The sequence below is a fragment of the Paraburkholderia sp. Ac-20342 genome, from assembly GCF_017104985.1.
Classification (GTDB): domain Bacteria; phylum Pseudomonadota; class Gammaproteobacteria; order Burkholderiales; family Burkholderiaceae; genus Paraburkholderia.
The window spans coordinates 1-17517 of record NZ_JAAGPQ010000054.1 but is presented as its reverse complement, the minus strand read 5'-3'; the positions used below and the strand labels follow the sequence as shown (position 1 = coordinate 17517).

Below are 17517 nucleotides of genomic sequence, written 5' to 3'. Positions count from 1 at the left end.
AGAGCACCGCGCCAGCGGCACGCGCGATCTCTCCATCCGTACCGTACCCGGAGCCTGCATGACATCCCCGACCGCCTATTCCCCGCAAGCCCCCACGCGCGCCGAACTCGACGCGCTGCCGGGCGTCACCGTCGTCGAATTCGGCACGAACTGGTGCGGCTATTGCCAGGGCGCGCAGGCATCGATTGCGAAGGCGCTCGGGCCGCACGCCGGGCTCAGACACCTGAAGGTCGAGGACGGCCCCGGCCGCGCGCTCGGCCGCTCGTTCAAGGTCAAGCTGTGGCCGACGCTCGTGCTGATGCGCAACGGCGCCGAACTCGCGCGCGTGGTGCGTCCGACGAGCGCGGCCGATATCGAGGACGCGTTCGCGGCGCTGTGAACGGCTTTGATGCGCATCGAGGCGGCAGTGCGCGCGTCGCGGCGCGGTATTGTCGTGCCATTGCGCTCGCCTTCTGGCCGTTCGGTGGTTCGGTTCAGTTGGCGAGCCGTGCCGTTCCGCGCCTCGGCTTCGCTGCTTCATCGCGGGCAGTCATCGCCGGCAGGCGCGATCGGCCCACGTTTCCGCTATCCGCTTTGCTGTCGTTTCCCGTTCATCGCACGTCTCTCATGCGCCAGGCCATTCACCATCTGAGCATCAAGGCCCGCAGTCGCGGGCTCGTCGAATTTACCGATGAAGCGCGCCGTTTCGTCGCCGATCAGGGCATCACGACCGGTTTGCTGACGCTGTTTTGCCGCCATACGGCCGCCTCGCTGCTGATTCAGGAGAATGCCGACCCGTCCGTGCAGCGCGATCTCGAACGCTACTTCGCGAGCCTCGCGCCCGAAGACGCCGGGCGCTACGAGCACGATACCGAAGGCCCCGACGACATGCCCGCGCACTTGCGCACCGCGCTCACGCAGGTGCAACTGTCGGTGCCCGTCGAACACGGACGGATGGTGCTCGGCACGTGGCAGGGGCTGTATCTGTTCGAACATCGCCGGCATACGCAGCCTCGCGATATCGTGCTGCATCTGCTCGGCGAATGATGCGGCGCCCGCGCGCTCCAGGCACGGCATGCGAGGACCGCCGAGATAGTTCATCGGGTCGTTCACCGACCTGACGGTTCGAGGGCCGGTTGGCTCGCCCGATCGCCAACCATGCCGGATAACCTGAAGCCTGATAGTCTGAGCCTGGCAGTTTGAACACGGACCGCCCTTTTTTCGGCTTTCTGATTCTTTTCGTACAGACGCACACGCATCGCGCCAAGGAAACTGTCCCCGCCTCTTCACCGCACCCCGGATCGAACGGAGCCAACCTAAGGGAGCACCTCTCATGGATACCCGTAGCGAACTGCAAGCCACCGTCGACGCGATGGTCCAACCCGGCAAGGGCCTGCTCGCCGCCGACGAAAGCGGCCCGACCATCGCCAAACGCTTCAGGACGATCGGCCTCGAATCGACCGAGGAAAACCGCCGCGCCTATCGCAACCTGCTGCTCACGACGCCCGGCCTCGGCGACTTCGTGAGCGGCGTGATTCTCTACGCGGAAACGCTCGGCCAGCAAGCCGACGACGGTACGCCGTTCCCGCAAGTCGCCGCCGCCAACGGCATCGTGCCCGGCATCAAGGTCGATCTCGGCAAGGTGCCGCTCGCGCTCGCGCCGGGCGACGAAATCACCGAAGGGCTCGACGGCCTCGCCAAACGCTTCGTCGATTACAAACGGCAAGGCGCGCGCTTTGCGAAATGGCGCGCGGTCTACAACATCACGGCGAGCCTGCCGAGCCGGCTCGCGATCGAGGCGAACGCGGATTCGCTCGCGCGCTATGCGGCGATCAGCCAGGAAGCCGGCATCGTGCCGATCGTCGAACCCGAAGTGCTGATGGACGGCGAGCATACGATCGGGCGCAGCGCGGAAGTGACCGAGGCCGTGTTGCACGAGGTTTTTCATGCGCTGCATCGGCATCGCGTGGTGCTCGAACATATCCTGCTGAAGCCGAGCATGGTGCTGGCCGGCTCGGAACACGCGCAACCGTCGACGACCGCTGAGATTGCCGCGGCGACCGTGCGCGTGCTCAAGCGCACGGTGCCCTCGGCGGTGCCGGGCATCGTGTTTCTGTCGGGCGGGCAATCTCCCGAGGAAGCGACCGCGAATCTCGATGCGATGAACCGGCTTGGACGATTGCCGTGGAATTTGAGCTTCTCGTATGGACGTGCATTGCAGGAGCCGCCGTTGCAGGCCTGGGGTGGACAGGCGGGGAATGTGGCGGTCGCGCAGCAGGCGCTGCTCAAGCGCGCGCGGCTCAATGGAGCGGCGGCGTTGGGACGGTATGAGGCGGGGATGGAGAAAGAGTGAGCGTCCGCGGATTGCCTAGAACTGCGAAGTCAGCTGAAAGCCGAGCGTGACGCGCGTAGTTGGAAATCCTGACGGTTTATAGACCGGTGTGCCGGCGAACAGATCATAGGCAAGCGCGCCCGCCTTTGCCGATACGCTGCCCTTCACGCCGATCACCGCACCCGCGAGTTGCGATCCGGCGAGATAGGCCGCGTTCGGGCCGAACACATGGCCGTAGTCGAGACCTGCGTATAGCGACTGGCCGGTGGCGCCGATCGGCCATTGCAATTCATTGCGCCAGAAGAAGCCACGCTCGGCGGCAAGCATCGTTTCGCCGTCGAAGCCGCGCACCGTGTAGCGGCTGCCGATCGTCAGATCGTCGATATAGTTCACCGTGGTCGCCGTCAGGTTGCCGCCCGCGACGACCGCCACGTCGAAGCCGGTCAGATTGCCGCTGGCGTCGAGCCGTGGCGTGCCGGTCGTCAGAATGCCGCGCGTCGTATTGATGAAGCCGCCGCCATCGACGACGATGCCCGAGCCGTTCGCCACCACCACTTCCGCTTTATTGCCGGCGACTTCGAGATAACCACGCAATTGACTCGGTGAATTGCTATTGACCTGATTCAGAATGATCCGCGCCGATTGTCCCGGCGACAGATCCGGATTGCCGTTGATCTGCCCCGCCTGCTGCGTCTGAACGATGGTCGGCGAGTTATTCAGAATCACGCCCGGCTTTTGCACGTCGAATTGCGAATACGTGTTGACCGAAACCCCCGCGCCACCCGGCTTGTTGATATTGACTTGCGGCAAACCGTTCTGCGTCTGGATGACCGTTGGCGCATGCGCACCCGCGCCGACCACTTGCGCGTCGACGGGCACGGGCGCCGCGCCAAACGCGAGCAGCGCGCCGAAAACCGCGGGCCTGAGCGCAAACAGCGAGATTTCCGGGAATTGTGCTGCGGGACGATGAGGACGGGTTTCACCCGAATCCGCTTTGCCTGCCGCGCTGGCGGTTTCGGCCACGGCGACCAGCATGCCCCGAATCCGGCTATATACCAGCCGAAACGTATTCTGATTCATTGCCTGTTGCTTCGATTTATCCGATTGAATGGAAATTAACTCAAATCAGAAAATCGAATTACAAACAAGCGTCAACTTTTATGCGTATATGGAAATATAATTATAAATAGGGCGAATCTGATTGATATATTCGGATAAATTAAAATAAAAAAGAGAAAATAAAATTCGGATTTCCGTAGAATTTATCAAAGACGGAATATCGAATTTTCAGGAAATTATCGCCAGCATATAGCGCAGCCGGCACCGATACAACCCGCTACGCCCCGCACGCCACCAACGCATGCAGCTCGTCGATATCGAAGGGCTTCGCGAGAATCGCCACGCCAAGCCGGCGCGCGCGTTCGAGTTCGTCGGCGTAACCGGTCATCAGTGCGATCTTCTGCGACGGCCACGCGCTGCGGACTCTCTCTGCGAGGTCGATGCCGTTGAGCTTGCCCGGCATCTGGATGTCGGACAGCACGAGTTCGAAGCGGGCGCCGCCGCTCAGCACGTCGAGCGCCTGATCGGCGGTCGGTTCGTGGCGCACCTCGCAGCCGAAGGTTTCGAGCACCGCAGTCACGCCCGCCGCAACGTCCTCGTTGTCCTCGACGAGCAGCACGGCGCCGGCGGGCATCAATGCTGGCTGCTGCGCATCGGCGCTCGCGGCCGCTGCGCCACGCTCGCGATAGCGCGGCAGATAGAGCCGCACCGCCGTGCCGCTGCCCGGCACGCTGTCGATCTTCGCGGTGCCGCCCGCCTGCTCGCACATCGACAGCACCTGCGCGAGCCCGAGCCCCGTGCCCGAGCCGCGCAGCTTGGTCGTGAAAAGCGGTTCGAACGCGCGCCGCGCGACCGCGTCGGGCATGCCCTCACCATCGTCGGAGCAGGTAATCAGCACATATTCGCCGTCGGGCAGCAGCGTGTCGCTGCCGACGAGCCGATTGTTCTGACAGCGGATCACGAAGCGCCCGCCATGCGGCATCGCATCGGACGCGTTCACCGCGAGATTCATGATCGCGAATTCGAGGTCGGTGGGATCGGCCAGCACCTGCCACAGGTTATCAGGCATCCTGAGCGAAAACTCGATCGTGTCGCCGAGTGCCGCGTCGATCAGCGGTGCGGCCGCGGGCAGCCAGTGCACGAGATCGACCGGCTCCTGCTTGAGCGGCTGCTTGCGCGCGACGCTCAGCAAACGCCGCGTCAACGATTCGGCGGCTGCGGTCGCGCGTGCGACCGCATGCACTTCCTTCCCGACATCGTTGAAATGCTTGAGCCGCGCCAGCTCGGTGTTCGCCGAGACCACCATCAGCAGATTGTTGAAATCGTGCGCGATATTTGCAACCAGGTTGCCGAGCGCGCCCATGCGCAGCAGTTGCCGGCTCGACGCTTCGGCGGAAAGCCGCATCGCGACCTCGCCCTGCCAGCGCTCCCACGCACGGCGCTCGCCTTCGAGCTGACGCAGCGAATAGACCACGAGCAGCCAGATCGCGATGCACGGCACGGCCGTGAGTGCGGCGATGGTCAGAAAGTGGCTGCGCCATGCGGCCATGATCGACGACGTCGCGTACGCGCTCAGCACGTAGAGCGGATAGTCGCCGACGCGGCGAAACGCGACCAGCCGCTCGATGCCGTCGGCGGTCGAAGTCAGACGCACGTGGCCGAACAGCTGCTTGTCGCGCAACGCCGCGGTAAACGCGGTGTGGATCGGTTGGCGGACGCCGGCCGGCCACGCCGGATAACGCACGAGCAGATTGCCGTCCTGGCGATACAGGCCGAGCGCGAGCGCCGGGTCGCCGTCGGTCAGTTCCTGGTAGAAGCGCGAGAAGTACGCGTTGCGCAACGCCACCGTGACCACGCCGAGAAACTGGCCGTTCGTGTCCGAGCGGCCGATCGCGGTCGTGAACACGTCGGTCTTCGAGAGCGTGCTGTACATCGGCAGCGAAAAATACGGTTGCGGGCGCATCGCCTTCGCGGCGAGAAAGTCGTCGCGTTGGCCGATCGACATCGCCGGCGCCGGATACGCGAGGCTCGATACGAGCAGATCGCCGTTCACGCCGACCAGCGCAATCGACGACACTTGCGGAAAATCGCCGCCGATATCGCGCAAGCGCCCATGCAACCCGGCTTGCTGCACGCGGATTTGCATGTCGTCGGAATTGCCGAGCAGATCGACGATGCGCGAGGCCATCTGCCGGTTCAGGTCCAGCACCTTGACGGCCTGCTCTTCGGTCACGCGCACGAGCCGGTCGATCACGTCGTCGGCATCGGCAATGCGGCGCTCGTAATCGAAATAGCCATAGCCGGCGAGACAGACGAGCGGAAACACGATCGACACGGCGAGCACGATCAGCAGCATGCGCCGCGTCGCCGCGAAGTTGCGCGAAGGCATCGGAAAATCGACTGCGACACGTTCCGCACGCTGCACGGTCAGTCACTCCATGAAAATGACATACGACGAGAGAAAGCATTGCACCTCAGTTCGCGCCCTGCTATTCGCATGGTGCGGTTCGCGTATTGCTGTTCGCTCGCTAATTCGTTTTACTCCGGAATTTACCGCACTTCCCCGTTTTGTCCCAAGCGCGTCGGCAGCGTGATCGGGTTCGCGGTTCGGGCCCATGTCCGGCGATGGCTCAGGCACACGCTTAGGCACACGGATTGCTACTTGCGAATGCTCACCTGCTCCATCGCACGGCTCCCGCAAGCGCAAGCGACGCGGCGAAGCGTCAGGCACCCGGTGCGGCCGACGCGCCCTCATCGGACGTGAGCTGTTCTTCAAGCCGGTCGAACACGCGCTGCGTCGCGCGGCTCGGCGCTTCGAGCGCGAACAGCAGCAGCGAGCGGCCCGTCACCTGATAGGCGTCGCCCGCGCGGAATTGCGGCAGTTCCGCACGCACCGGCATGTTCGTATCGACGAGACAGGTCCAGTGTTCGCCTTCGGGAATCTCGGGCAGCGTGAAATTGACCACGTCGTGATGCGCGTTCAGGACGAGCAGCAAGGTCGCATCGGAAGCGAGGCGGCGAATGCCGCTCGCCTGCGCGCGGCCGTCGATCACGAGGCCGAAGCAGCGCATCTGCGGATCGTCCCACTGCTCGTGCGCGATGTCGGTGCCGTCGGGCGACAGCCAGCGCGTATCGGTCACGCCGAGCGCTTCGTTGTACTCGCCGGTGAGAAAGCGGCCGCGCCGCAGCACCGGCAAACGATGCCGCAGCGTGGTCAGATTGCGCACGAATTCGGTCAGCGCGCGGCCATCGTCGTCGATCGCATCCCAATCGACCCAGCTGATCTCGTTGTCCAGGCAATACGCGTTGTTGTTGCCGCGCTGCGTGCGGCCGAATTCGTCGCCCGCGAGAAGCATCGGCGTGCCTTGCGACAGCAGCAAGGTCGCAAGCAGATTGCGTTTCTGGCGCTCGCGCTGCTGGCGGATGTCGGCGTCGTCGGTCGGTCCTTCGACGCCCATGTTCCAGGATTTATTGTCCGAGTGGCCGTCCTTGTTGTCTTCACCATTTGCTTCGTTATGTTTATCGTTGTAGGAGACGAGGTCGTTGAGCGTGAAACCGTCGTGCGCGGCGATGAAGTTCACGCTGGCCCACGGCCGCCGGCCGCGATGATTGAATTTGTCGCCCGATGCGGTGAGCCGTGTCGCGAGATCGGCGGCCTTGCCTTCGTCGCCTTTCCAGTACTCGCGCACGGTGTCGCGAAAGCGGTCGTTCCATTCGGCCCAGCCCGGCGGAAAACCGCCCACCTGATAGCCGCCCGGACCGCAATCCCACGGCTCGGCAATCAGCCGCACGCTGGAGAGCACCGGGTCCTGGCGGCAACTGTCGAGAAAGCCGCCGCCTTCGTCGAAGCCATGCGTCTCTCGGCCGAGAATCGTCGCGAGATCGAAACGGAAGCCGTCGACCTTCATTTCCGTGACCCAGTAGCGCAGGCTGTCGGTGACCATCTGCAGCACGCGCGGATGCGACAGGTTCAGCGTGTTGCCGGTGCCGGTATCGTTGATGTAGTAGCGCGCCTCGTCGGGCAGCAGACGGTAGTACGACGCGTTGTCGATGCCCTTGAACGAGATCGTCGGGCCGCGTTCGTTGCCTTCGGCCGTGTGGTTGTAGACCACATCGAGAATCACTTCGAGGTCGGCCTGATGGAAACGGTCGACCATCTCCTTGAACTCGCCGACCGAATCGTTCGACGATGCGAAGTAACGCGGGTCGGCCGCGAAGAAGCCGATCGTGTTGTAGCCCCAGTAGTTCGTCAAACCTTTATCGAGCAGATAGCTGTCGTTGACGAAGGTCTGGACCGGCAGCAGTTCGACCGACGTCACGCCGAGGCCGCGAATGTAGTCGAGCACGGCCTGCTGCCCGAGCGCCGCGAACGTGCCGCGCAAATGCTCGGGCACTTGCGGATGACGCTTCGTCAAGCCGCGCACGTGGGTTTCGTAAAGAATCACGCGCTCCCACGGCAACGCGTTGCGCTCGGGATGCGTCCACGAGAAGTTGGCGTCGACCACCTTGCATTTCGGCACGAAGGCGGCGCTATCGCGTTCGTCGAACGAAAGGTCGCCGTCCGGCGAGTCGAGCGTATAGCCGAAAATCTCCGGCGCCCACTTCAGTTCGCCGATGTGCGCTTTCGCATACGGATCAAGCAGCAGCTTGTTCGGATTGAAGCGATGGCCGTTCTCCGGCTCGCAAGGACCATGCACGCGATAGCCATAGACCGCGCCCGGTTTCAGATTCGGCACGAACACGTGCCATACCTCGTCGGTGTACTCGGGCAGTTCGATGCGCTCGATTTCGTGCTGCCCCGTTTCATCGAACAGGCATAGTTCGACTTTCGTCGCATGCGCCGAGAACAGCGCGAAATTGACGCCGCTGCCGTTCCATGTCGCGCCGAGCGGAAACGGCGTGCCTTCCGAAATGCGCGTCGAGTAGTGAGCCGGAGTTGACATAGGAGCGGTTCCTGTGGACGCGAGGGACGTTATCGCGGCGTTGGTATTCGTTGCGTATGGCTTCGCCGCTATTCCAGCGTCGGCGGCCGGACGGCGATGCGGCCATTCAGCCACGCCGCGCAGCCGGCCCGCTCATGCAGCAATTTGCAGACCTGAAACCATGCCTGATTTGCGCTGCCGTTCGCTCGCCGCGCTGCGGGCTTCACGCAAGCTCCTGCGGGCGTGACAAATGTCAAACGTCTAGGCGGTACGAGAGCGCGGCAAAGCGGCCCCGTATCAAGCGGAGATCAATCGGAAACTCATCGGAACCGTTCTTTCACAATGGCCCGGCCACATGCAGCGCCGCCGCCGATTCGAGCACGCGCAGCAGACGCTCGGGCGTCAACGGCTTCGCGCAATGGGCATCGAAGCCGGCGGCTTTCGCGCGCGCGCGGTCTTCGCGTGACGCAAATGCCGTACACGCAACCAGCAACATATGTGAAGTCTGGGAATGAGCGCGCAGCCGGCGCGCGAGTTCGAGCCCGTCGAGCCCCGGCATCTTGATGTCGAGCACCACCGCGAACGGCTGCCATTCGCGCGCCATGTCGCAGACGGCAAACGGATCATCGAGCGCGCGGCAGTCGAAGCCGTCGGCGATCAGCAGCATCTGCAACGCCTCGGCCGCTTCGCGGTAGTCGTCGACCACCAGCACGCGACGATGCGCGGCCATCGCGTAGCGGATCGGCCGCCACACGAGCACGTCGTCGTTGCTATCCACGCTGTCGTTGAACGTCATTTTTACTTGCCTTATTCCATTCCGCTCTGACGGGCATTGCCCCACACGGCAATATCTGCTCCCGTCTCCCTTGCGCAATCGTTGTATTCGCCGTTAACCCCGTTCAAACGCCGCGACCAACGCGGCGCGCCCGCATACCCGCGAGGAATGCGGTTCAGCTTGCCAATTCACTACGGCGTTTAAATGACACGGCTCGCGACAGACGCATGCGCGCCATCGTTCGAACGCACTGTCCTCGTGCGACCGCCCCGCTCAAGGGCCCGGCACGATGTCGTTTTAAAAACGGATTGAGGGGATGTCGTTTATAAGCCGCTTGCGCTCTTGGCGGCGCACATCGATAAAGCGGTCATAACCACAGCATAAGCGACGCCGCCGATAAAAAAATGCTCGACATGTTAGGGGTTTGCGCTCTGCGGGTTATCCCGCACGATAGGCCGGCTCATATATGCGGACAGGTATCCGGCCCGGTACGGCGATAAGCAAGCTGTATTCCCGGGGCGCGGCCGCGCATGGGGTCGCGGTCCTGCTTACGATATTCCGCTTACGGTATATAAAGCAAACAGACGTGCCGGGAGCGGCCGCCACCCGGCGGCCCCGGTCCGTATCGCGAGACTTCATGCCGCTTTTTCTCGACCAGCATGCGCTGTATATCGCCAAACATCCCGGCCGTTTCGTGTTGCAGACGCTGAAAGCCTTTCGCGCGAACCAGGGGCTGCTGCTGGCGGGCGCGGTGGCGTATTACGCGCTGCTGTCGATCGTGCCGCTGCTGATCCTGGTCGTCATCGTGCTCTCGCGCGTGGTGCCGCAGCCGCTCGTGCTCGATGCACTCGGCCATCTGTTGCGCTGGCTCGTGCCGGGACAGTCGAATGCGCTCGTGCGCGAGCTTGCCAATTTTCTCGAGCATCGCGCAGTGATCGGCTGGGTACTGCTGCTCACGATGATCTTCTTCAGTTCGCTCGCGTTTACCGTGCTCGAAAACGCGATGTCGCTGATCTTCGTGCATCGTGTCGTCGTGAAGCGGCGGCACTTTCTGATCTCGGCGCTGCTGCCTTACTGCTACATCCTGTGTCTCGGCATCGGCCTGTTGATCGTGACGTGCGTGTCGAGCGCGCTCGAAACGATCGGCGCGGAAGGGATCGAACTGCTCGGCCTGCACGTGCCGCTCGCGGGCTTCTCGCGCATCGTGCTGTACGTGCTCGGGCTCGCCGGCGAAATCTTCGTGCTGACCTCGATCTATCTCGTGATGCCGGTCGGGCGTCCTTCGATCAAACACGCGCTGATCGGCGGCGTCGTAGCGGGCGTGTTGTGGGAAATCACGCGGCACGTTCTGGTCTGGTATTTCGCCACGCTCTCGCAGGTGAGCCTCGTCTACGGCTCGCTGACGATGGCGATCGTGATCCTGCTGAGCTTCGAATGGCTCGCCACGCTGCTGCTGTTTGGCGCGCAGGTGATTTCGCAATACGAGCGCTTCGGTCATGAACCGCTCGATGCGCCGCAACCGCGCATAGAAACGGGCTGAGGGTATTGCTCGAACGGAGCGAACGAAACTTGCCGCGAGCAACACCGCCTGTTTCTCGCTGTTTGTCGCGTTATGTGGGAACCATGCGCAATGAAAGACCATGCGAAGTTCGACGCATCGCAGGGGGCAGGCATCGGGAGGCGGCTGTTAAAATAACGCGCGCATTGCATGTGCTTACTGCATGCCGCCTGTTGCATGCCACTACGTCCCTGCCCTCACACACATGCCGCAATTTCTCCAGACTGAAGCCAAGACGTTCGGCGTGACTCCGTTAATCACGCGTGCCGATGCTTGACGAAACCCGCATCACGCGCGCGCTCGACGCTCGCGACATCACGCCCGATACGCGCCAGCGCGAAGCAATCGGCGCGCTCGCGGCGCTGCTCGGCGCACAGCAGCATGCTCGGCGTGCATGGTCTTCGTCCGCATTTGCCTCGCAAGGCGTCTATTGCCACGGGCTGCCCGGACGCGGCAAAAGCCTCGTCGTCGATACGGTGTTCGAACTCGCGCCGTGCCGCAAACGGCGTCTGCACTTCCACGAATTTCTGCGCGAGATGAACCGGCGGCTCGTCAATGCGCCGCGCAGCGACGACCGTCTCGGCGATGTCTCACGGCAATGGCTCGACGGCATCGAGTTGCTGTGCTTCGACGAATTCCATGTACACGACATTGCCGATGCCTTCCTGATGGGCCGCTTTCTCGATACCGCAATCGGCCTCGGCACGCGCATCGTGCTCACGTCGAACTACGCACCCGACGATCTGCTGCCCGACCCCGAGTTTCACGAGCGTTTCCTGCCGAGCATTGCGCAGATCAAGCGCTGCTTCACCGTCATCCATTTCGATGGCGCGCGCGATTATCGCTTCGGCGGCGAGGCGGCAGAGGTGCCGCGTTTCTTTGCGCCGCTCGACGCGGCGAGCCATGCGGCGCTGCGCGCTATCTTCGCGCATCATGAACGCGACGCGCGTATCGAACCGGTCACGCTCAGCGCGGCGGGCCGGCCGCTTGCCGCGCGCGCCGCGGGCAATGCACTGCTGTGGGCGGACTTCGAGCCGCTCTGCGTGGCAAGCCGTTCGCACCTCGACTACCTCGATCTCGCCGGGCAATGGCAAGGGATCATCGTCGACAATCTGGATACGGTCGCGCTTGCGCAGTCGCATACGTTGCAGCGGCTCGTGTGGCTTATCGACATCGTCTACGATCGCAAGCGCGCGCTGTTCATCGCTTCAGATCAACCGATCGAGTCGGCGCTCGTCGGGCTCGAAGGCGCGCATGATTTGTCGCGCACGCTGAGCCGGCTGGCGGAAATGCAGTCGCGCGCGTATCGCAGCACGCTCGATGGAACACGCGACGACAACAGCATGAACGCTGTCGACGCATCGTGAACACGGTACACGGTGCCGCATAGATCGCACACGCCACATCGGGCGCTTCGGGTTCATGTAAATCTTGCATTTCGATTCGAAATACGCGTTCACGGTCGTACGGAATCTGATGGCGCTCGCGGAAGCCGATACGAGCAGTAAGGCACCGGTGGTGACGATTCCGGCGAATTGATTAGCCAGTACGATGCTTCTTCAGATGCCGTTTCAATATGAAGAGAGCACTCGACAATACAACCGCGACGACAATGCAGTACGTGAGGAATAACAGAAAAAGGCCGATTGTCTCGATGTCATCGGGATCAAGCGGGTCGGGTACGCCCGCCAGGTGCATACCGGCCCGAATAGTGACATCGAGCCAATACGGCATGTCAAAGGAAAACGGCGAGAGAAGTTCTCCCAGCCACCAACCGCCGGCTACCGACGCGCCGAGGAATGCCAGCACACGTGCAGTACACCAGACTATCCGTTTCATCGAATCTCCACCGTACCGTCAGCGTGCAACGCGCTGCCGGGTACCTGAAAAAATGGCACCTTATAGCACGCTCGGTCAACGGTGAATCTCAATAACGGCCCGGCCAGAAATTGCTGGACCTGGTCGGTGCGCTGCTACGCACCGACCCGTACCCTCTCGATCTGCTGCTTCGCCGCCTCATACACCCGCTCCGGCGTAAAGCCGAATTTCTTCTTCAGATCGGCCAGCGGCGCCGATGCACCGAACGTATGCATGACGACCTGCGCGCCGAACTGTCCCGCGTAGCGATCCCAGCCAAGCGCCGCGGCCTGTTCGACCGCAACGCGCGCCTCGACGTCGGCGGGCAGCACCGACTCCCGATACACCTGGTCCTCGCGCTCGAAGATGTCCCACGACGGCATCGACACCACGCGCGCCGCGATGCCCTCGCCCTTGAGCTTCTCGTACACGTCGACGCAGATCGAAACTTCGCTGCCGCTCGCCATCAGAATCACCGCGGGCTTCTCGCCGGCGGGGGCATCGGCGAGTACATAGGCACCGTGCTGCACGCCGCTCGCGGCCGCATAGCGCTGGCGGTCGAGCGTCGGCAGCGGCTGGCGCGTCAGAACCAGACACGACGGCCTGCGCGGATGCGCGAGCGCAACGCGCCACGCCTCGGCCGCCTCGTTCGCATCGGCGGGGCGCAGCACCGTGAGTCCCGGCACGCCGCGCAACGACGCAAGCTGCTCGATCGGCTGATGCGTCGGACCGTCCTCGCCGACGCCGATCGAATCGTGCGTGAACACATAGATGGCCGGCACTTCCATGATCGCCGAGAGCCGAATCGGCGGCTTCATGTAGTCGCTGAAAATCAGGAACGTCGAGCCGTACGGCCGCAGATTCGATAGCGCGAGGCCGTTCACGATCGCGCCCATCGCGTGCTCGCGAATGCCGAAGTGCAGATTGCGGCCGCCATAGTCGTCCGCTTCGAAACTGCCCGCGCCCTCGAATTTGAGGTTGGTTTTCGTCGACGGGGAAAGATCCGCCGCGCCGCCGAGCAGCCACGGCACGCGCGCGGCAATCGCATTGAGCACCTTGCCCGACGATTCGCGCGTGGCGATGCCCTTCGCGTCGGCCTCGAAACTCGGGATGTCGCTGTCCCAGCCCTGCGGCAATTCATGTGCTTCGATCTGCGCGAATTCGCGCGCGAGGTCCGGATACGTCTTCTTATAGGTTTCGTATTGCGTCTGCCATTGCTCGCGCGCCGCCTTGCCGCGCGCGCCGAAACCTTGCGCAAAGCGTTCGTGCACGCCATCCGGCACGTAGAAGAATTTATCCTCGGGCCAGCCGTAGGCTTGCTTCGCGAGCGCGACTTCTTCGACGCCGAGCGGTTCGCCGTGCGCGGCCGCCGTGTCCTGCTTATGCGGCGCGCCCCAGCCGATCAGGCTATGCACCACGATCAGCGTCGGCCGGTCCTGCACGCTCTTCGCCTCGACGAGCGCCGCTTCGAGCGCGGCCGTGTCGTTCGCATCGTCGACGTGCAGCGTGTGCCAGCGATAGCCGCGAAAACGGCTCTCGACATCGTCGCTATACGCGAGGTCCGTATGGCCTTCGATCGTCACGCGATTGCTGTCGTAAATCCAGATCAGGTTCGACAGCTTCAGATGCCCCGCGAGCGAGGCCGCTTCGTGCGAGATGCCTTCCATCATGTCGCCGTCGCCGCATAGCGCGTAGACGCGGTAATCGAACAGCGGCGCGTCGGTCTTGTTGAAACGGTTCTCGTACCAGCGCGCGGCCATCGCCATGCCGACGCTGTTGCCGAGCCCCTGGCCGAGCGGTCCCGTGGTCGTCTCGACGCCGGTGGTCATGCGGTACTCGGGGTGGCCCGGCGTCCTGCTGCCGAGCTGGCGGAAATGCTCGATGTCGTCGAGCGATACGGCCGGCCCGCCGGTGGGCTGGCCGTGCTCGTCGACGGCCTTCACGTTGGCCAGATGCAGCAGCGAATACAGCAGCATCGACGCATGCCCGACCGACAGCACGAAGCGGTCGCGATTCGGCCACAACGGTTCGTCCGGGTCGTAGCGCAGATGGTGTTGCCACAACTGGTACGCGACCGGCGCCAATGCCATCGGCGTACCGGGGTGGCCGGAATTGGCTTTCTGCACGGCGTCCATCGACAGCGTGCGGATCGTGTTGATGCACAGCTGATCGAGGGCGGGATCGTTTTGCATGGGACGCTCCTTGTTCGGCAATTCGGAGGACAGCCGGAACGCACGGCGCGGCGCTCGCGCGTACCGGCGCATGGGATCGACGTGGAAGCTCGCGTGGGAACATGCGCAAAAGCATGCCGGGGACAGCGCGCGAAAACTCACGCACGGGAGCACACGTATGAAAAATCGCGGCGAAGCTCACCGATGATGCGCCGATATGCGTGAATCTGCACGCATTCACATGGCCGCCAACATGGGCCGTTGCGTGGCGGGTCGCCCTGATTGCACGCCCCCGTCGCTCAACCGCTCAACTCTCCGGCGACGCGCGATCCGCCGCGACGATCTCGCGGCCGTAGTCGATCGCCGCTCGCCGCGCTTCGTCGGCGGTCGCGTAGGGGCCGATCTGCGGCGCGCCGTCGAATGGAAACAGCACTTTCCGGTCAGCCTTTCTGACGACCTTCAGTCCACCTATGTAACGTCCGTCGCCGGTTCCATGATAGCTGGCGTAAATCTCGAAGTCGTCGTCAGCCACGTCGGCCTTGTGTCTTGCCATGTGCATGCCTCGTCCTGGGTTTCCCATCCATGCGGCCCCGTTGCGGCGATATCCACTGCCGCGTACGCACTTCGCCAGATCGCGATCTCGCGCGCGACGAAGGCAAGCAATACCCGTTCCTCGCAGCTCGGCTCGCTCATACACGCACATGCACACGCGCACTCAACGACGGGCGCACTCTCGCGGCGGAAAGCCTGGGTATTGAAAGCGGAAGAACCGGACGGATTCGCGACACGCAGGCGTTCGAAAGCCGCCCAAGATAAGATAGTCGGCAAACCGGCCCGAGCCAAATCAAAACATCGTTTGTCATTCGACATTTTTTTGCCATGAGCATGCCCGACCTGCCTGAAAGCGAAGACGGAAACAAGGACGAAAACCTCGGCCTCTATCGGCGCGCGACGCAGACCGGCGCCGAATGGTGGCGCGTGAGCGTGGCCGACCGGCCCGAGACCTATCGCCTCGAACACGGTGTCGACGACGGGAACGGCGCGGGCGGGGTCGATATCGATCTCGTCGTCGATGCGGAAAATCTGCGGGCCAAGCAGAAGAAGTGGCGCCGCGAGGGTTTTGCGATCGACAGCGGCGCGGCCGGCAACGATCCCGATGCGCGGACGCGCGTCGCCTTCATGCCGGAGTTGCAGCGGGCCAGCGCGAAGAGGCTGGCGGAGCAGTCGCGCGGGTCCGGGGAAGCCGACGCAGCAACGCAGGCCGAAGCGCACGGCACCGTGCGCATCGGCGACGTCGACGTCCCTTGCGGCATGCCCCACCCGCTCGTGCCGCGCATGAATCCTGCCTATCTGTTTTCGGCGCGCTTTAACGACATCGTGGCCGACATCGTCGAGAACCGCCGCGTGATGCTGATCGGCCACACGGGCGCGGGCAAGACGAGCCTCATCGAACAGGTTGCCGCGCGGGCGCGGCACGGCGTGCTGCGCTCGAACATGAACGGACAGACGACGGTCGGCGATTTCGTCGGCTTCTGGACCGTCAAGGGCGGCGAGACCCTGTGGGTCGACGGCGTGCTGCCCACGGCGATGCGCGAGGGCCTGTGGCTGATCGTCGATGAAATCGACTTCGCCGAACCGTCGATTCTCGCCGCGCTGACCGCCGTGCTCGAACCGCAAGGCCGTCTCGTGCTGAAGGAGAAAGGCAACGAGATCGTCGCCCCGCATCCGGCGTTCCGCCTCTTCGCGACCGCGAACGCGGTCGGCGCGATGAGCCAGTTCCGCCATCTGTACCAGGGCGCGAATCTGATGAACGAGGCCTTTCTCGATCGCTGGCGCGTCTACCTGCTCGACTATCTGACGCCGGCCGAGGAAACCGACGTGCTGCTGCGCACGCTCGCGCCGTATATGACGCGCGCGCTCGCCGTCACGCTTGCCGCGATCGCCGCCGACTGCCGCGCCGCGTTCGCGCGCGAAGACCTGTCGAGCGCCTTCTCGACGCGCCGGCTGCTCGACTGGGCCGAACTGATGCTGCGCACCGGCGATCCGGAGCGCGCGGCGGGTCCGGCCATTTACGCGAAGGTAACGCCCGAGGATGCCGCGCTGATTCGCGGCATCGTCCGTCATCACATCGCGCCGGCTATCTGAGCGCCGGGAGCGGAAGCGATACGGAAGAACGGCACGGATGAACGACACGGAAGCGCGGCGATGAACGCACGGCACCCCGCCCCCACCTCGCGCAACGCACAGGGCTTCGCATTCGAATCGACGCTCGGCAAGGTCGCGCGCGTGCTGACCGGGCAATACGGCGTGACCGTCGTGTTCAGTCCCGATGGGCCGCGCGTCGAACCCGGCCGCATCGTGATTCCCGATTACGAACGCGATGGCGGTGTCGAGCGCGATGTATTGATCGGCTATCTCGATCTGCTCGTCGCGCGCGCCAAACATGCGTCGCTCGCGCAACTCGATGCGCTGCCGCAAGGCATCACGGCAAAGCTCGCGCAGGTGATCGACGATCGTCGCGTCTGCGCGCAACTGCTCGACGAATATCCGGGCGCGCGCTGGTTCATCGGCGCATTGCGCGCGCATACGGCCGAACGTGTGCGGCAACGCTGGCCGAAGCTGCATTGGCGCGACCGGCTCGCGTGGCTCGTCGAGCGCACATTGTGGGACGAAGCACCGACCCGCACCGAGGCGGTTCGTTCGCTGCTGGCGGCATTGCACGCGTCGCAGGATTTGCTGCACGAAGCCCGCGCGAGCGGTTCGACCGCGCGCAGCATCGCGGTCGCGCACGATCTCGTCGCGCGCGTGCGGGCATTGTCGGCCGGCGAGGCGAACAGCATGATGTTCACGGCCGATCCCATCGA

Annotated in this window: 14 protein-coding genes and 1 pseudogene; 7 read left to right on the top strand and 8 right to left on the bottom strand. The window is 63.7% G+C overall.

The annotated features are described in order from the left end of the window. The first annotated feature begins 58 nt into the window (after window positions 1-58). The 3 genes from G3N58_RS21360 to G3N58_RS21350 all read left to right on the top strand — a co-directional run bounded on the left by G3N58_RS21360 (window position 59) and on the right by G3N58_RS21350 (window position 2332). Window positions 59-379 (top strand): thioredoxin family protein, encoded by a 321-nt coding sequence (locus G3N58_RS21360; protein WP_167041881.1) that lies wholly within the window; start codon window positions 59-61, stop codon window positions 377-379. A 227-nt stretch (window positions 380-606) separates the two neighbouring features. After that, a complete protein-coding gene (locus G3N58_RS21355) occupies window positions 607-1026 on the top strand; it encodes a secondary thiamine-phosphate synthase enzyme YjbQ (protein WP_206000149.1) in 420 nt (139 codons plus the stop codon). A gap of 286 nt (window positions 1027-1312) precedes the next feature. Further along, window positions 1313-2332, top strand: coding sequence for a class I fructose-bisphosphate aldolase (locus G3N58_RS21350; RefSeq protein WP_206000148.1), 1020 nt, complete (start codon window positions 1313-1315; stop codon window positions 2330-2332). Window positions 2333-2347: 15 nt separating this feature from the next. Here the strand turns inward: G3N58_RS21350 and G3N58_RS21340 are convergent, their stop codons facing one another. The 5 genes from G3N58_RS21340 to G3N58_RS21320 all read right to left on the bottom strand — a co-directional run bounded on the left by G3N58_RS21340 (window position 2348) and on the right by G3N58_RS21320 (window position 9088). Continuing rightward, window positions 2348-3391, bottom strand: a complete 1044-nt coding sequence (locus tag G3N58_RS21340) for a ShlB/FhaC/HecB family hemolysin secretion/activation protein (RefSeq protein WP_346778284.1) — start codon at window positions 3389-3391, stop codon at window positions 2348-2350. Between the two features lie 256 nt (window positions 3392-3647). Next, window positions 3648-5795: a hybrid sensor histidine kinase/response regulator gene (locus G3N58_RS21335; RefSeq protein WP_206000147.1), complete on the bottom strand. Its 2148-nt coding sequence runs from the start codon at window positions 5793-5795 to the stop codon at window positions 3648-3650. A 298-nt stretch (window positions 5796-6093) separates the two neighbouring features. After that, window positions 6094-8313 (bottom strand): glycogen debranching protein GlgX, encoded by a 2220-nt coding sequence (glgX, locus tag G3N58_RS21330; protein ID WP_206000146.1) that lies wholly within the window; start codon window positions 8311-8313, stop codon window positions 6094-6096. 68 nt (window positions 8314-8381) lie between these two features. Further along, window positions 8382-8519 carry a hypothetical protein gene (locus tag G3N58_RS21325; RefSeq protein WP_205988563.1) on the bottom strand — a complete coding sequence of 46 codons (138 nt, stop codon included), beginning with the start codon at window positions 8517-8519 and terminating at the stop codon, window positions 8382-8384. A 110-nt stretch (window positions 8520-8629) separates the two neighbouring features. Further along, window positions 8630-9088: a response regulator gene (locus tag G3N58_RS21320; protein WP_167041866.1), complete on the bottom strand. Its 459-nt coding sequence runs from the start codon at window positions 9086-9088 to the stop codon at window positions 8630-8632. 616 nt (window positions 9089-9704) lie between these two features. On the opposite strand from G3N58_RS21320, the gene G3N58_RS21315 reads away from it, so the two are divergent. Together G3N58_RS21315 and zapE are read left to right on the top strand one after the other, a co-directional pair. Next, window positions 9705-10607 (top strand): YihY/virulence factor BrkB family protein, encoded by a 903-nt coding sequence (locus tag G3N58_RS21315; protein ID WP_167281725.1) that lies wholly within the window; start codon window positions 9705-9707, stop codon window positions 10605-10607. Window positions 10608-10894: 287 nt separating this feature from the next. Then, window positions 10895-11992: a cell division protein ZapE gene (zapE, locus tag G3N58_RS21310; protein WP_206000145.1), complete on the top strand. Its 1098-nt coding sequence runs from the start codon at window positions 10895-10897 to the stop codon at window positions 11990-11992. A gap of 172 nt (window positions 11993-12164) precedes the next feature. On the opposite strand, the gene G3N58_RS21305 is transcribed toward zapE, so the two are convergent. The 3 genes from G3N58_RS21305 to G3N58_RS21295 all read right to left on the bottom strand — a co-directional run bounded on the left by G3N58_RS21305 (window position 12165) and on the right by G3N58_RS21295 (window position 15206). Further along, window positions 12165-12464: a hypothetical protein gene (locus G3N58_RS21305; protein WP_206000144.1), complete on the bottom strand. Its 300-nt coding sequence runs from the start codon at window positions 12462-12464 to the stop codon at window positions 12165-12167. A gap of 134 nt (window positions 12465-12598) precedes the next feature. Then, window positions 12599-14674: a transketolase gene (gene tkt, locus G3N58_RS21300; protein ID WP_206000143.1), complete on the bottom strand. Its 2076-nt coding sequence runs from the start codon at window positions 14672-14674 to the stop codon at window positions 12599-12601. A 286-nt stretch (window positions 14675-14960) separates the two neighbouring features. Further along, window positions 14961-15206, bottom strand: coding sequence for a DUF6723 family protein (locus tag G3N58_RS21295; protein WP_167041851.1), 246 nt, complete (start codon window positions 15204-15206; stop codon window positions 14961-14963). A gap of 326 nt (window positions 15207-15532) precedes the next feature. Between G3N58_RS21295 and G3N58_RS21290 the strand changes: the two genes are divergently transcribed. Both G3N58_RS21290 and G3N58_RS21285 read left to right on the top strand, forming a co-directional pair. Further along, window positions 15533-16798, top strand: a complete 1266-nt coding sequence (locus tag G3N58_RS21290; RefSeq protein WP_206000142.1) for an AAA family ATPase — start codon at window positions 15533-15535, stop codon at window positions 16796-16798. A 60-nt stretch (window positions 16799-16858) separates the two neighbouring features. Beyond that, window positions 16859-17517: pseudogene (locus tag G3N58_RS21285) on the top strand (cobalamin biosynthesis protein CobT); the annotation flags it as partial.

Excerpts from the sequence above, each read along its gene's own strand:
- G3N58_RS21360 (WP_167041881.1), top strand. The coding sequence starts at position 59 with ATGACATCCCCGACCGCCTATTCCCCGCAAGCCCCCACGCGCGCCGAA.
- G3N58_RS21355 (WP_206000149.1), top strand. The coding sequence starts at position 607 with ATGCGCCAGGCCATTCACCATCTGAGCATCAAGGCCCGCAGTCGCGGG.
- G3N58_RS21350 (WP_206000148.1), top strand. The coding sequence starts at position 1,313 with ATGGATACCCGTAGCGAACTGCAAGCCACCGTCGACGCGATGGTCCAA.
- G3N58_RS21340 (WP_346778284.1), bottom strand. The coding sequence starts at position 3,391 with ATGAATCAGAATACGTTTCGGCTGGTATATAGCCGGATTCGGGGCATG.
- glgX (WP_206000146.1), bottom strand. The coding sequence starts at position 8,313 with ATGTCAACTCCGGCTCACTACTCGACGCGCATTTCGGAAGGCACGCCG.
- G3N58_RS21320 (WP_167041866.1), bottom strand. The coding sequence starts at position 9,088 with ATGACGTTCAACGACAGCGTGGATAGCAACGACGACGTGCTCGTGTGG.
- G3N58_RS21315 (WP_167281725.1), top strand. The coding sequence starts at position 9,705 with ATGCCGCTTTTTCTCGACCAGCATGCGCTGTATATCGCCAAACATCCC.
- zapE (WP_206000145.1), top strand. The coding sequence starts at position 10,895 with ATGCTTGACGAAACCCGCATCACGCGCGCGCTCGACGCTCGCGACATC.
- G3N58_RS21305 (WP_206000144.1), bottom strand. The coding sequence starts at position 12,464 with ATGAAACGGATAGTCTGGTGTACTGCACGTGTGCTGGCATTCCTCGGC.
- tkt (WP_206000143.1), bottom strand. The coding sequence starts at position 14,674 with ATGCAAAACGATCCCGCCCTCGATCAGCTGTGCATCAACACGATCCGC.
- G3N58_RS21295 (WP_167041851.1), bottom strand. The coding sequence starts at position 15,206 with ATGGCAAGACACAAGGCCGACGTGGCTGACGACGACTTCGAGATTTAC.
- G3N58_RS21290 (WP_206000142.1), top strand. The coding sequence starts at position 15,533 with ATGAGCATGCCCGACCTGCCTGAAAGCGAAGACGGAAACAAGGACGAA.